Source organism: Phaeobacter gallaeciensis, from assembly GCF_001678945.1.
GTDB classification, from domain to species: domain Bacteria; phylum Pseudomonadota; class Alphaproteobacteria; order Rhodobacterales; family Rhodobacteraceae; genus Phycobacter; species Phycobacter gallaeciensis_A.
The window spans coordinates 3,630,539-3,643,437 of the sequence record NZ_CP015124.1; the positions used below are offsets into that span (position 1 = coordinate 3,630,539).

Genomic DNA, 12,899 nt, shown 5'->3' on the forward strand with positions numbered 1-12,899 from the left:
TCAGCCGCCGGTGTGGCTCATGTGGCGGGACATCTGGCCGCCGGGCGTCTGCCGGGAGTAATCGAAATCATGGCCCTTGGGTTTGAGGTTGATCGCGGCGCGGATCGCCTCTTCGAGAGGGGCCTCGCTGTCCGGGTGGTCGCGCAGGGGCGCGCGCAGATCGGCCATGTCTTCCTGACCCAGGCACATGTAAAGCTCGCCGGTGCAGGTCAGGCGCACCCGGTTACAGCTTTCGCAGAAATTATGGCTGAGCGGGGTGATGAAACCGATCTTCTGACCGGTCTCTTCCAGCCGCACATAGCGGGCCGGGCCGCCGCTGCGTTCCGCCAGATCGGTCACGGTATAGTGATTTTCGTATTCGCGCCGCACGTCCTTGAGCGACCAGTATTGGTCCAGGCGGTCCTCATTGCCGATATCGCCCATCGGCATGACCTCGATCCAGGTGAGGTCAATATCACGCGAGGCGCACCAGCGGGTGATCTCGGGCAGCTCCGGTTCGTTAAAACCTTTCAGCGCCACGGCGTTGATCTTGACCCTGAGGCCCGCTTTTTGCGCCGCATCGATGCCACGCATGACCTGCGGCAGGCGGCCCCAGCGGGTGACTGCCGCGAATTTCTGCTCGTCCAGCGTATCGAGCGAGATATTGACCCGGCGTACCCCGGCATCAAACAGATCCTGGGCGTATTTCTCCAGCTGCGAGCCGTTGGTGGTCAGCGTCAGTTCCTTGAGGGCGCCGCTGTCCAGATGCCGGGTCATGCCGCGGAAGAAGGTCATGATATCGCGCCGCACCAGAGGCTCACCGCCGGTGATGCGTAGCTTTTCCACGCCCATGCCGACAAAGGTCGAACACAGCCGGTCCAGTTCCTCCAGCGTCAGCAGTTCTTTCTTGGGTAGAAAGGTCATGTTTTCCGACATGCAATAGACGCAACGGAAGTCACAACGGTCAGTAACCGAGACGCGCAGGTAGGTGATGGCGCGGGCGAAGGGATCGATCAGCGGAGCAGTCATGACTGCATAGGTAAAGCGGCGCCTTGCCTGCGACAAGAGGGGAGTGCATTTTCCTGCTGGTAAAGATCTGTGTGCGCCAATAGATTTACGGCCATGCGTATCACAGTCTCATGCTCCGCCGCCCTGCCATTGTCCCTGCTGCTGCTTGCCGGTTGCGGGAATTTGGACTTTCCCGACCTGCGTGGACAGGCCGCAAGCAGCACCCCGGCGCCGACCGCAGCGCCCGTGACTGGCGCGCCGCTGGATGCAACCGGTGGCGCCCTGACGGTGCCGGATGCTGTGGAGGAGGATATGGTGTCCGAGGCTGAGGCGCCTGCGGCGTCCTCAATCTTCACCGGCACCGAGCAGGTGGTCGCCTCGCTGGGGGATCCGGCGGTTCCGGGACTGTGGATGGAGACCTCTTTGGTCGGCACCGAGCAACAGGCGGTATTGCGCAGCGCCAGCGGTGCAGAGGTGCAGGTGACGCTGAAACCGGCGGCAAACGGGGGCAGCGCCCGGGTGTCCATCGCTGCAATGCGGGCGCTTGGTCTGCCTTTGACCGAGCTGGTTGAGCTACAGGTGCGCCCGGCCAACTGACGGGCCAACTGACCGGTGAACCAAACCCGTGGATTAGCCTGCCTTTGGCGCCTCGTTGCGAAGGTATTTCCCGGCTTCCTTGCGGGCAAAGGGTTTCATCGCATCGCCATGGGTCGCCAGAAAGATACGGGTGGCCTCTGCATCGTGTTTGCTAAGATCGCGCAGCCACCAAGCGATGGCTTTCTGAATGAACCAGTCGCGGTCTGGCACATAGCCTGCCGCCCATGTGATGATCCGCGCCCGCCGGGCCTGATCGGCGGGTTTGAGATTGTTCATTTTGGCCCAGGGCAGGGTGGCGACCAATGCGGCCCGGCGGGTCCACATATGTTCGGACTGCGTCCAGGTCTCAACATCGTCCAGCCGGGCGGGATCCGCCACCAGCCGTTTCTGCGCCGCCATGCAGGCATGGTCGGCGATGGCCCAGCTATCGAACTGCGGCACCCAGGAGCAGATCAACGCCCAGGCGGCGTCGTCGCCCTTGATCCGGGCCTGGGTTAGCAGTTTGGCGGCAGCGAGGCGCGCCTCGAAGATGTCCGTATTCCACAGGGCATCGGCAAGGGCGACGCGCTCTTCCACCGTGAGGCTCTGCCGCCAGCCCTTGGTCAACTCGTTGAGCGCCGGGTTCGGGATACCCAGAACCTCCCGGTTCTGCTTGTGATAGGCCGCCATCTGCTCGGCGCGGCCCGGTTCGATCAGGGCGCGCAGCTGCCCCAGCGCCTCGTCCAGCGCCATCGGATCATTCCACCGTCACGGATTTGGCGAGGTTGCGCGGCTGGTCCACATCGGTGCCCTTGGCCACGGCGGTGTGATAGGCCAGCATCTGCGCGGGCAGGGCGTAAAGGATCGGCGACAGGCTGTCGTGGACCTGCGGCATGCGGATTGCCTGCCAGACCTCGTCACCCGCCTCGGCAAGCCCTTCGGCATCCGAGACCAGCATCACCTTGCCCTTGCGCGCCATGACTTCCTGCATGTTGGAGACCGATTTGTCGAAAAGATCGTCCCGCGGGGCGAGAACCACGACCGGCATGTTGTTGTCGATGAGCGCGATGGGGCCGTGTTTCAATTCCCCCGAGGCATAAGCTTCGGCGTGGATGTAGCTGATTTCCTTCAGTTTCAGCGCGCCTTCGAGCGCCAGCGGGAACATCAGCCCCCGGCCCAGGAACAGCACATCCCGCGCTTCGCTGAGCTTCAGGGAGGCCTGACGGATCGCCTCGTTCTGCTCCAGTGCAGCAGACATGACGTTCGGAAGCCCGCGCAGAGCGGAGACATGCGCCTGCAGCTCCTCTTCGCCGATTTCGCCCCGGTCGGTTGCGGCCTTGAGGGCCAGCATCAACAGCACGCTCAGCTGGCAGGTAAAGGCTTTGGTCGAGGCGACCCCGATTTCGACGCCAGCATGGATCGGCAGGGCCAGATCGCTCTCGCGGGCGATGGAGCTTTCGGGGACATTGACCACCGACAAGATCTGATCGGCCTTGTCCTTGCAATAGCGCAGGGCGGCGAGGGTATCTGCGGTCTCGCCCGATTGGGAGACAAACAGTGCGGCAGTGCGACCGGGGATCGGTGGTTCGCGATAGCGGAACTCGGAGGCGATATCGACCTCGACCGGAATGCGGGCCAGTTTTTCGAACCAGTATTTCGCAGTGAGGCAGGCATAAAAGGCGGTGCCACAGGCGACCAGTGTCAGCCGGTCGATTTTTGTGAAATCGATCCCGTCTCCTGGCAGGTGCACCGCGTCTTCGCCGACTGGCAGGTAGTGGCGGATGGCTTCGGCAATGACCGTGGGCTGTTCGGCGATTTCCTTGGCCATGAAATGCTTATGCCCGGCCTTGTCGACCTGTGCTGCGTCTATCTGAATGGTGCGCATTTCGCGGTTCGCCAGATCCCCGTTTGCGTCGCGGATCTCCAGGCTGCTGCGGGTCAGGACGGCGCAGTCGCCTTCCTCAAGATAGGTGATCTTATCCGTAAGCGGCGCCAGGGCGATGGCATCACTGCCGACGAACATTTCGCCGGTGCCATGACCGATCGCCAGGGGCGAGCCCTTGCGGGCGGCCACCATCAAATCCTCTTCGCCGTCGAACAGGAAGGCGAGGGCAAAGGCGCCCTCCAGCCGTGACAGGGTTTTCTGTGCGGCCTCGGCGGCGGACAGCCCACCGCGCATGTAGCGCTCTGTCATCAGCGCGACGGTTTCGGTATCGGTTTCGGTCTGAAACTCGATCCCTTCCTTGGCCAGTTCCGCCCGCAGGTCGCGGTAGTTTTCGATGATGCCATTATGCACGACCGACACTGCGCCGGCACGATGCGGGTGCGCGTTGTTGACCGAAGGTTCGCCGTGGGTGGCCCAGCGGGTGTGGCCGATGCCGGATTTTCCCGCCAGCGGCTCATGCACCAGCAGGTCGCTGAGGTTGACCAGCTTGCCGACAGCGCGGCGGCGTTCCAGCTTGCCGTCGTTGACGGTGGCAATACCGGCACTGTCATAGCCGCGGTATTCCAGCCGCTTCAGCGCCTCCACCAGCAGGGGCGCGGCTTCATGATTGCCAAGAACTCCGACGATTCCGCACATTACGCGCCTCCTTTTGCCTTGCGGGCCTTCTTGGCACGCAGCATGTCCATCAGTTTTCGCGCGCGGCCGGGTTTGTTTTCCTGGGCGCTGCGCGAGATTGCCAGATCACCATCGTCGACATTTTTTGTCACCACGGTGCCGCTGGCGGTCATCGCCTCATCGCCGATGCGCACCGGTGCCACCAGAAGGGTGTTGGAGCCGATAAAGCTGCGGGCGCCGATTTCGGTCCGGTGCTTCATTACGCCATCATAGTTGCAGGTGATGGTGCCGGCCCCGATATTGGTGGCTTCGCCGACCGAGGCATCGCCCACGTAAGAAAGATGATTGACCTTGGCGCCAGCAGCGATTTCGGCGTTCTTGATCTCGACGAAGTTGCCGATATGGGTGTCTTCTGCCAGTTCGGCGCCGGGGCGCAGGCGGGCATAGGGGCCGACCTTGGCGCCGCGGCTGACGTGGCAGCCTTCGAGATGCGAAAAGGCGCGGATCAACGCGCCGCTTTCTACCGTGACGCCAGGGCCGAACACCACGTTGGGTTCGATGACCGCATCGCGGCCGACCACGGTGTCAAAGGCGAAATAGACGGTTTCCGGCGCCATCAGGGTGACGCCATTTTCCAGCGCCTCGGCGCGGGCGCGGCTCTGGAACAGCGCATCGGCCTGGGCCAGTTCCGCGCGGCTGTTAATGCCCAGCGTTTCGGCCTCGTCACAGGCTACGGCGGTGACGCGCAGGCCCTTGGCGCGGGCCAGTTCCACCAAATCGGTGAGATAGTATTCGCCCGCCGCATTGTCGTTGCCGATCTCGGCGATCAGTTCGAACATCAGCTGCGATGCGCAGGCCATCAGGCCGGAATTGCAGAAGGTGATTGCGCGTTCGGTCTCGCTCGCGTCCTTGAACTCGACGATCCGCTCCAGACTGTCGCCGTCCATCACAAGCCGCCCATAGCGGCCAGGGTCAGCAGCCTCAAAGCCCAGAACCACCAGATCGGCCTTGGCGCGCGCTTCGATCATGCGGGTGATGGTCTCGCCGCTGACAAAAGGCGTGTCGCCATAAAGAACCACCGCATCGCCATCAAACCCGGCCAGCGCCTCCCTTGCCTGATCCACTGCGTGACCTGTGCCCAGCTGTTCATCTTGCAGCACAACCTCGGCGCTCACGTCGATGTCGGCCACGGCGGCGCGCACTGCTTCGGCGCCATGACCGGCAACCACGACGATCCGCTCCGGCTCCAAAGCGCGCCCGGCGGACATGGCGTGTTCCAGCATGGGGGCCTGGGCGATGGGATGCAGGACCTTAGGCAGATCCGAATTCATCCGCGTGCCTTTGCCTGCGGCCAGGATGACGAGGGCTGTGCTCATGTTATGTTTCTCTTTGTCTTTTCAGCGCCCCCGTTTTATCCGCTAACAGTGGGTGCGCAAGCCATTGCGCCATCAAACTAGGTTGCGGCTTGCAACATCATGCGGCGGAAATGCGCCGAAAGGGGACGATATGCGGACAGTGATCTTTGATCTGGATGGTACTCTGGCGGACACGTCGGGGGATTTGCTGGCAGCGGCCAATGCCTGCTTCCGCCAGATGGGCCATGGCGATCTGCTGACCCGCCCGGGCGACGCGGCAATTGCCCTGCGCGGTGGCAAGCGGATGCTGACCGAGGGGCTGAAGCGGGTCAATGAGTACGATGACGCTACTGTCGAAACCTTTTATCCCGTGCTGCTGGAGGCGTACAAAGGCGCAATCGATCACCACACCGTTCTGTATCCCGGCGCGATGGATGCCGTCGAGGCGTTAAAACTGGCTGGCTATGGCGTTGGCATCTGCACCAACAAGCCTGAGGCGCTGGCCGAGCATCTGATGCGATCCCTTGGCGTGCGCGATGCCTTTGCCTCGCTTGTGGGCGCCGATACGCTGCCGGTGCGAAAACCCGATCCCGCGCCCTTGTTCGAAGCGGCCCGCCGCGCGGGCGGTGATCCCGCGCGCACCGTTCTGATTGGCGACAGCGATACCGACCGCAACACATCCGCCGCGGCGGGCGTGCCCTCGGTCCTCGTCACCTTCGGTCCTGCAGGCGATGACATGGCGGCGCTGAATCCCGAGGCGCTGCTGCACCGGTATGAAGATCTGCCCGGGGTGGTGGCGGAATTGCTGCCCTGATGATCTGATGTCCTTCCGCACGCGTCTGAAACCGGGCGCGACAGCGGCTTCCCCCTTGACCCCGCAGCTGGCCGCGCTCACAAACAGGCCATGAGCGAGATTTTCACTGGCAGTTTCACCCAGCAGGAACCCATTCCCGAAGAGGCGATTTCCGCCGCGATGGAGGTACTGCGCCATGGCCGTCTGCACCGCTACAATGTTGCGGGCGACGAGGCCGGAGAGACCGCGCTGCTGGAGCGCGAATTCGCCGATCAGATGGGGGCGAAATACTGTCTGGCGGTTGCTTCGGGCGGCTACGCACTGGCCACCGCGCTAAGAGCGGTTGGCGTGAAACATGGCGACCGGGTGCTGACCAATGCCTTTACCCTCGCGCCGGTGCCGGGCTCCATCGCAGCTGTCGGCGCCACGCCGGTCTATGTGGATGTGACCGAGGATCTGACCATCGATCTGGAGGATCTGACCGCCAAGGCTGATCAGGCGGATGTGCTGATGCTGAGCCATATGCGCGGGCATCTGTGTGACATGGACCGGCTGATGGAGATCTGCAACGACGCCGGGATCACCGTAATCGAGGATTGCGCCCACACCATGGGGGCGGCCTGGAATGGCACCCTTTCGGGACGGCATGGCACGGTGGGCTGCTATTCCTGCCAGACCTACAAGCACGTGAACTCGGGTGAGGGCGGATTGCTGATCACCGATGACGAGGAGGTCGCCGCGCGGGCTATCATCCTGTCCGGATCCTACATGCTCTATGGCCGTCATCTGGCCGCGCCGGGGCCAGAGGTGTTCGAACGGGTGAAATACGAAACCCCGAATATTTCTGGGCGGATGGACAATCTGCGGGCGGCGATCCTGCGGCCCCAGCTGCGCGATCTGGAGGTGCAGGTCGCCCGCTGGAATGAACGCTACAGGGAGGTCGAAACCGGGGTGCGCGGCACGCCCGGCCTGACCGTCGTGGAGCGCCCGGTAGCGGAAACCTATGTCGGCTCTTCTATCCAGTTTCTGTTGCTGGATTGGGCTGCGGACCGGGTGCAGGAAGTCCTGCGCCGCTGCGCCGCCCGCGGGGTTGAGCTGAAGTGGTTTGGTGAACCGCAGCCCGTGGCCTTTACCTCCCGCTATGACAGCTGGCGCTACGCCGAGACGCCGTCGCTGCCCAAAAGTGATCGCATTCTGGCGGGGATCGTCGATATGCGGGTTCCGCTGACCTTCAGCCTTGAGGACTGCGCCCAGATCGCCCGCATCATCCGCGCCGAGGTCGGTGCAGTGTTTCAGGGCGCCTGAACCACAGCAGAGGCTGTTTTCAGAACCAATCAACTCCGACTGGCCGGGCCCCGACAGGGTCCGGCCTTTTCGTGTCCCCACGTGACCTCTTGACCTGTGGTGGCTTGTCGGCAATAAATGAACACATGTTCAAATAATTCGCGATGACTCGGGAGGAGACGCGAGATGTTCAACGCAAGCATGACTTTTGATCTGGGCGAAGATGTAAACGCCCTGCGCGACATGGTGCACCGCTGGGCGCAAGAGCGCGTCAAGCCGATGGCGCAGGAGATCGATCAGAAGAACGAATTCCCCGCCGAGCTGTGGCAGGAGATGGGTGAGCTCGGTCTTCTGGGTATCACCGTCCCCGAGGAATTCGGCGGAGCCGGGATGTCCTATCTGGCCCATACCATCGCGGTCGAGGAAATTGCCCGCGCCAGCGCCTCGGTGTCCTTGTCTTATGGTGCGCACTCCAACCTTTGCGTCAACCAGATCAAGCTGAACGGCAATGCCGAGCAGAAGAAGAAATACCTGCCCCGGCTGATTTCGGGTGAACACGTCGGCGCCCTGGCGATGTCCGAAGCGGGCGCCGGCTCTGATGTTGTGTCGATGTCCCTGCGGGCGGAAAAGCGCAACGATCATTACCGCCTCAACGGTAACAAATACTGGATCACCAACGGCCCCGATGCCGACACGCTGGTGGTCTACGCCAAGACCGATCCCGAAGCAGGCTCCAAGGGCATCACCGCCTTCCTGATCGAGAAAGAGTTCAAGGGGTTCTCGACCTCAGTGCATTTCGACAAGCTGGGCATGCGTGGCTCCAACACCGGCGAGCTGATCTTTGAAGACTGCGAAGTGCCATTTGAGAACGTGCTGGGCGAAGAGGGCAGGGGCGTTCAGGTCTTGATGTCCGGCCTTGATTACGAACGCGTGGTTCTGGCGGGCATCGGCAGCGGTATCATCGCCGCCTGCATGGACGAGATGATGCCCTACATGAAAGAGCGCAAGCAGTTCGGCAAGCCGATCGGAAGCTTCCAGCTGATGCAGGGCAAGATCGCCGATATGTACACGGCGATGAATTCCTCGCGCGCCTATATCTACGAAGTGGCCAAGGCCTGCGACAATGGCACGGTGACGCGCCAAGACGCGGCGGCTTGCTGCCTTTATGCCTCTGAGCAGGCAATGGTGCAGGCGCACCAGGCGGTGCAGGCCTTTGGCGGTGCCGGTTATCTGTCTGACAATCCGGTGGGCCGGATCTTCCGCGATGCCAAGCTGATGGAAATCGGCGCAGGCACCTCGGAAATCCGCCGCATGCTGATCGGCCGCGAGCTGATGGCAACCATGTAAAAGCAGTAAGCCCGCGTGACCGAGGGAAGGCACGCGGGCTTGTCTGTGGTCCGGGCAGGCGGCAGCGCCCGCCCGGGAAACCGGATCAGAGGGTCAGAAGCGGTGGACGTAGGCAACACCCACAACAACCGGATCAATCTCGGCGGTACCGATCGCGGCACCGTTCAGGAAGGCGTCGGTCTCGATATCCATGTAGCGCACGTTCAGACGCAGCGCACCGTTGTCCGACACTTGCCAGTCCGCACCGGCGTTGAGCGCAAGACCCCAGCTGTCATCAAGGTTCAGCACGCCAAGCGGCGAGCTTTCTTCAAAGAAGGTGGTGTAGTTCACACCAATGCCGACGAAGGGCGTGATCTTGCTGTTGGTCGGGAAGTGGTAGTTCAGCGACAGGGTCGGCGGCAACTGCTTGGTCGAACCGGCATAGCCGACACCGGCGATGGTGACGTCATGCTCGAACGGGGTCGCGGCCAAGAGTTCGATGCCAAGGTTGTCGCGGATGAAATATTCAACTGTCAGAGACAGTTGCGTTTCATCGCTGACCGTTGCGGCACCCCCGGCCAACGTGCCGTTGTTCGATTTGGGGTTCACGTTGGCGATCCCCGCACCGAAGGTCCAGTCGCCTTGCGACTGGGCAAGGGCCGGGGCCGCAAAGGCGGCGCATGCAGCAGAGAGGGCGAGGGCGGAAACGATGCGTTTCATGGGGAAGATCCCTTTTCTTTCGAGTACGCCGGGATCATGCGCGATGGAGGCGAAAACGTCTCTGATCTGGATCAAGCAGGTTTGTGCCGAGCCTTTGAAATGCACCACAAAACGCGCATGCCTGCCATGCGATTTAGGAAGATCTGACTATGCAGGACTATTGTAGCATTCCGGGGCTGACGCCCGATGGTCGCTGGGATCTGCGAGAGCGGCTCAATATGGCGGCACAGGCCATGGATCACCCGGCAGATGCGCTGGCGCTGATCGATCTGACCGGCGCCGCGCGGCGCGACATTTCCCATGGGGAACTGGCGGCGATGGTCGATGGTCTGGCGCGCTATCTTCTGTCGCGGATCCAGCCGGGCGACCGGGTGGGTGTGCTGCTCAGCCAGTCGCCCTGGTGTGCTGCCGCGCATCTCGCGATCTGGAAGGTCGGCGCCATTTCGGTGCCCTTGTTCAAGCTGTTCCAGCACGATGCGCTGGCCTCGCGCGCCGGGGATGCGGGGGTGCGTTTCGTGCTGACCGATCCCGAGGGTGCGCTGCTGCTGGGTGATCTGGCCGAGGCGGTGATGGTGCGGGACGCAGGCATTGACGGCGCCCCGGTGCCCTTTGCCGCGACCGGCCCGGAAACCCCGGCTGTCCTTATATATACCTCCGGCACCACCGGCAGCCCCAAGGGCGCGCTGCACGCCCACCGGGTGTTGACCGGCCATCTACCGGGCGTCGCCATCAGCCATGATCACCTGGGCCAGCCGAGCGATTGCATCTGGACCCCTGCCGATTGGGCCTGGATCGGCGGGCTGTTCGATGTGCTGATGCCAGGGCTAGCGCTGGGCGTGCCGGTCGTCGCGGCGCGGCTCGACAAATTCACGCCTGAGGCCTGCGTCGATCTGATCACGCGCGGAGATGTACGCAACATCTTCTTCCCGCCAACCGCGCTGCGCATGCTGAAGGCCGCAGGGAAGGCGGTGCCGGGCCTGCGCTCGGTCGCTTCGGGTGGTGAGCCCTTGGGGGCCGAGATGCTGGCCTGGGCGCAGGAGGCTTTTGGCCTCACCATCAACGAATTCTACGGGCAGACAGAATGCAATATGGTCGCCTCCTCCTGCGGCGTGGATTACCCGCCGCGTCCGGGCTGCATCGGCAAGGCGGTGCCAGGACATGAGGTCGCTGTCATTGATGCTAATGGCAATCCCACCGATCAGGAGGGCGATGTGGCGGTGCGGCGCGGCTCTGCCTCGATGATGCTGGAATATTGGAACCGCCCCAAGGAGACGGCCGAGAAATTCCACGGCGACTGGCTGATCACAGGCGATCGCGGCATCTGGGAGGGCGACTATCTGCGGTTCGTGGGCCGTGAGGATGATGTGATCACCTCCTCCGGCTATCGCATCGGCCCGGCCGAGATCGAGGATTGCCTGCTGACCCATCCCAGCGTCGCCACCGTCGGCGTCGTTGGCAAGCCCGACCCGATGCGCACCGAGATCGTCAAGGCCTATGTGGTGCTGAAAGAGGGCGCTGCGGCCACCGAGAAAGAACTGCAGGACTACGTCAAGGGCCGTCTGGCCCATTATTCCTACCCCCGTGAAATCGCATTTCTGGACGCCTTGCCGATGACCGTGACCGGCAAAGTGATCCGCAAGGAACTGAAGGCCCGTGCGGCCGCTGAACAGGAGTCTTCCGTATGAAACTTCAATCCAAGGCAATGCCTTCCTCCGAAGGCTTCAAACAGAACCGCGCCGCGCATCTGGAGGCGCTGGCGCAGATCAACGAGGCGGCGGAGGCCGCGCGCATGGGCGGCGGTAAGAAATCCCGCGCCCGACATGAAAGCCGGGGCAAGATGCTGCCGCGCCGCCGGGTGGCGAACCTTCTGGATCCGGGCTCTCCGTTTCTGGAGGTCGGCGCGACGGCAGCCCATGGTATGTATGATGGCGCCGCTCCTGCCGCAGGCGTGATCGCGGGCATCGGCCGCGTCCACGGGCAAGAGGTCATGGTGGTCTGCAACGATGCCACCGTGAAGGGCGGCACCTACTACCCAATGACGGTGAAAAAGCACCTGCGCGCGCAGGAGATCGCCGAGGAAAACCGCCTGCCGTGCATCTATCTGGTGGACAGTGGCGGCGCCAACCTGCCCAACCAGGACGAGGTCTTCCCGGACCGCGATCACTTTGGCCGGATCTTCTACAATCAGGCGCGCATGTCCGCAAAAGGCATCCCGCAAATCGCCGTGGTCATGGGCTCCTGCACCGCAGGCGGCGCCTATGTACCGGCGATGTCGGATGTGACCATCATCGTCAAGGAACAGGGGACCATCTTCCTTGCTGGTCCTCCGCTGGTGAAGGCCGCAACGGGTGAGGTGGTTTCCGCCGAAGACCTGGGCGGCGGTGATGTGCACACGCGCCTCTCTGGTGTGGCCGATTATCTGGCCGAGGATGACACCCACGCGCTGGCGCTGGCGCGGCGCGCGGTGCAGTCGCTCAACATTACCAAGCCGCTGGGCGTCAACTGGGCCAGCCCGGAAGAGCCCGCCTATGACCCTGAAGAAATCCTTGGCGTGGTGCCCGGTGATCTGCGCACGCCTTATGACATCCGCGAGGTGATCGCGCGTCTGGTGGATGGGTCGCGCTTTGACGAGTTCAAGCCGCGCTTTGGCGAAACGCTGGTCACCGGCTTTGCCCATGTGAAGGGCTGCCCGGTGGGCATCATCGCCAACAACGGTGTGCTGTTCTCCGAAGCCGCGCAGAAGGGCGCGCATTTCGTGGAGCTGTGCTCCCAGCGTAAGATCCCGCTGGTCTTCCTGCAGAACATCACCGGCTTCATGGTGGGCCGCAAGTACGAGAACGAAGGCATCGCCCGCCATGGTGCCAAGATGGTGACAGCGGTGGCAACGACCAATGTACCGAAAGTCACCATGCTGGTGGGCGGCTCCTTTGGGGCTGGCAACTACGGCATGTCGGGCCGGGCCTATCAGCCACGCTTCCTGTGGACCTGGCCGAACAGCCGGATCTCGGTGATGGGCGGCGAGCAGGCGGCGGGCGTTCTCGCCACCGTGAAACGCGACGCCATCGAGCGCCAGGGCGGCAGCTGGAGCGCCGAGGAGGAGGCCGAGTTCAAGCGCCCCACCATCGAGATGTTCGAGGAGCAGAGCCACCCGCTTTATGCCTCGGCGCGGCTTTGGGACGATGGCATCATCGACCCGCGAAAATCCCGCGAGGTGCTGGCCCTGTCGCTGAGCGCCGCTTTGAATGCCCCGATTGAAGACACACGCTTTGGCGTGTTCCGGATGTGAGGTAAGGCAACG

The 12,899-nt window shown here is 63.0% G+C and carries 11 protein-coding genes; 6 read left to right on the forward strand and 5 right to left on the reverse strand.

Features of this window, described 5'->3' with window-relative positions; translation table 11 throughout:
* Nucleotides 1-1,008: a GTP 3',8-cyclase MoaA gene (moaA, locus tag JL2886_RS17130; RefSeq protein WP_065273102.1), complete on the reverse strand. Its 1,008-nt coding sequence runs from the start codon at nucleotides 1,006-1,008 to the stop codon at nucleotides 1-3.
* 93 nt (nucleotides 1,009-1,101) lie between these two features.
* On the opposite strand from moaA, the gene JL2886_RS17135 reads away from it, so the two are divergent.
* Nucleotides 1,102-1,584 carry a hypothetical protein gene (locus JL2886_RS17135; protein WP_065273103.1) on the forward strand — a complete coding sequence of 161 codons (483 nt, stop codon included), beginning with the start codon at nucleotides 1,102-1,104 and terminating at the stop codon, nucleotides 1,582-1,584.
* A gap of 33 nt (nucleotides 1,585-1,617) precedes the next feature.
* Here the strand turns inward: JL2886_RS17135 and JL2886_RS17140 are convergent, their stop codons facing one another.
* The 3 genes from JL2886_RS17140 to glmU are packed head-to-tail and all read right to left on the reverse strand — an operon-like array spanning nucleotide 1,618 to nucleotide 5,499.
* Complete coding sequence (locus JL2886_RS17140; RefSeq protein WP_065273104.1) at nucleotides 1,618-2,316, reverse strand: DNA alkylation repair protein; 699 nt, start codon at nucleotides 2,314-2,316, stop codon at nucleotides 1,618-1,620.
* Nucleotides 2,317-2,320: 4 nt separating this feature from the next.
* A complete protein-coding gene (gene glmS, locus JL2886_RS17145; RefSeq protein WP_065273105.1) occupies nucleotides 2,321-4,144 on the reverse strand; it encodes a glutamine--fructose-6-phosphate transaminase (isomerizing) in 1,824 nt (607 codons plus the stop codon).
* Entirely contained in the window at nucleotides 4,144-5,499 is a 1,356-nt protein-coding gene (glmU, locus tag JL2886_RS17150) for a bifunctional UDP-N-acetylglucosamine diphosphorylase/glucosamine-1-phosphate N-acetyltransferase GlmU (protein ID WP_065273106.1), read from the reverse strand. Before glmU ends, glmS begins: the two co-directional genes overlap by 1 nt.
* Before the next feature lie 130 nt (nucleotides 5,500-5,629).
* On the opposite strand from glmU, the gene JL2886_RS17155 reads away from it, so the two are divergent.
* The 3 genes from JL2886_RS17155 to JL2886_RS17165 all read left to right on the forward strand — a co-directional run bounded on the left by JL2886_RS17155 (nucleotide 5,630) and on the right by JL2886_RS17165 (nucleotide 8,902).
* The gene (locus JL2886_RS17155) at nucleotides 5,630-6,292 is read left to right on the forward strand and encodes an HAD-IA family hydrolase (protein ID WP_065273107.1); all 663 of its coding nucleotides are present in this window, start codon (nucleotides 5,630-5,632) and stop codon (nucleotides 6,290-6,292) included.
* A 90-nt stretch (nucleotides 6,293-6,382) separates the two neighbouring features.
* Nucleotides 6,383-7,576, forward strand: coding sequence for a DegT/DnrJ/EryC1/StrS family aminotransferase (locus JL2886_RS17160; protein WP_065273108.1), 1,194 nt, complete (start codon nucleotides 6,383-6,385; stop codon nucleotides 7,574-7,576).
* Nucleotides 7,577-7,741: 165 nt separating this feature from the next.
* Complete coding sequence (locus tag JL2886_RS17165; RefSeq protein WP_065273109.1) at nucleotides 7,742-8,902, forward strand: isovaleryl-CoA dehydrogenase; 1,161 nt, start codon at nucleotides 7,742-7,744, stop codon at nucleotides 8,900-8,902.
* Nucleotides 8,903-8,995: 93 nt separating this feature from the next.
* On the opposite strand, the gene JL2886_RS17170 is transcribed toward JL2886_RS17165, so the two are convergent.
* Complete coding sequence (locus tag JL2886_RS17170; RefSeq protein ID WP_065273793.1) at nucleotides 8,996-9,601, reverse strand: OmpW/AlkL family protein; 606 nt, start codon at nucleotides 9,599-9,601, stop codon at nucleotides 8,996-8,998.
* A 149-nt stretch (nucleotides 9,602-9,750) separates the two neighbouring features.
* Here JL2886_RS17170 and JL2886_RS17175 point away from each other — a divergent pair, with 149 nt between their 5' ends.
* Both JL2886_RS17175 and JL2886_RS17180 read left to right on the forward strand, forming a co-directional pair.
* Nucleotides 9,751-11,286 (forward strand): AMP-binding protein, encoded by a 1,536-nt coding sequence (locus tag JL2886_RS17175; protein WP_065273110.1) that lies wholly within the window; start codon nucleotides 9,751-9,753, stop codon nucleotides 11,284-11,286.
* Nucleotides 11,283-12,887, forward strand: a complete 1,605-nt coding sequence (locus tag JL2886_RS17180) for a carboxyl transferase domain-containing protein (RefSeq protein WP_065273111.1) — start codon at nucleotides 11,283-11,285, stop codon at nucleotides 12,885-12,887. Before JL2886_RS17175 ends, JL2886_RS17180 begins: the two co-directional genes overlap by 4 nt.
* Nucleotides 12,888-12,899: the final 12 nt, after the last annotated feature.

Excerpts from the sequence above, each read along its gene's own strand:
- moaA (WP_065273102.1), bottom strand. The coding sequence starts at position 1,008 with ATGACTGCTCCGCTGATCGATCCCTTCGCCCGCGCCATCACCTACCTG.
- JL2886_RS17135 (WP_065273103.1), top strand. The coding sequence starts at position 1,102 with ATGCGTATCACAGTCTCATGCTCCGCCGCCCTGCCATTGTCCCTGCTG.
- JL2886_RS17140 (WP_065273104.1), bottom strand. The coding sequence starts at position 2,316 with ATGGCGCTGGACGAGGCGCTGGGGCAGCTGCGCGCCCTGATCGAACCG.
- glmS (WP_065273105.1), bottom strand. The coding sequence starts at position 4,144 with ATGTGCGGAATCGTCGGAGTTCTTGGCAATCATGAAGCCGCGCCCCTG.
- glmU (WP_065273106.1), bottom strand. The coding sequence starts at position 5,499 with ATGAGCACAGCCCTCGTCATCCTGGCCGCAGGCAAAGGCACGCGGATG.
- JL2886_RS17155 (WP_065273107.1), top strand. The coding sequence starts at position 5,630 with ATGCGGACAGTGATCTTTGATCTGGATGGTACTCTGGCGGACACGTCG.
- JL2886_RS17160 (WP_065273108.1), top strand. The coding sequence starts at position 6,383 with ATGAGCGAGATTTTCACTGGCAGTTTCACCCAGCAGGAACCCATTCCC.
- JL2886_RS17165 (WP_065273109.1), top strand. The coding sequence starts at position 7,742 with ATGTTCAACGCAAGCATGACTTTTGATCTGGGCGAAGATGTAAACGCC.
- JL2886_RS17170 (WP_065273793.1), bottom strand. The coding sequence starts at position 9,601 with ATGAAACGCATCGTTTCCGCCCTCGCCCTCTCTGCTGCATGCGCCGCC.
- JL2886_RS17175 (WP_065273110.1), top strand. The coding sequence starts at position 9,751 with ATGCAGGACTATTGTAGCATTCCGGGGCTGACGCCCGATGGTCGCTGG.
- JL2886_RS17180 (WP_065273111.1), top strand. The coding sequence starts at position 11,283 with ATGAAACTTCAATCCAAGGCAATGCCTTCCTCCGAAGGCTTCAAACAG.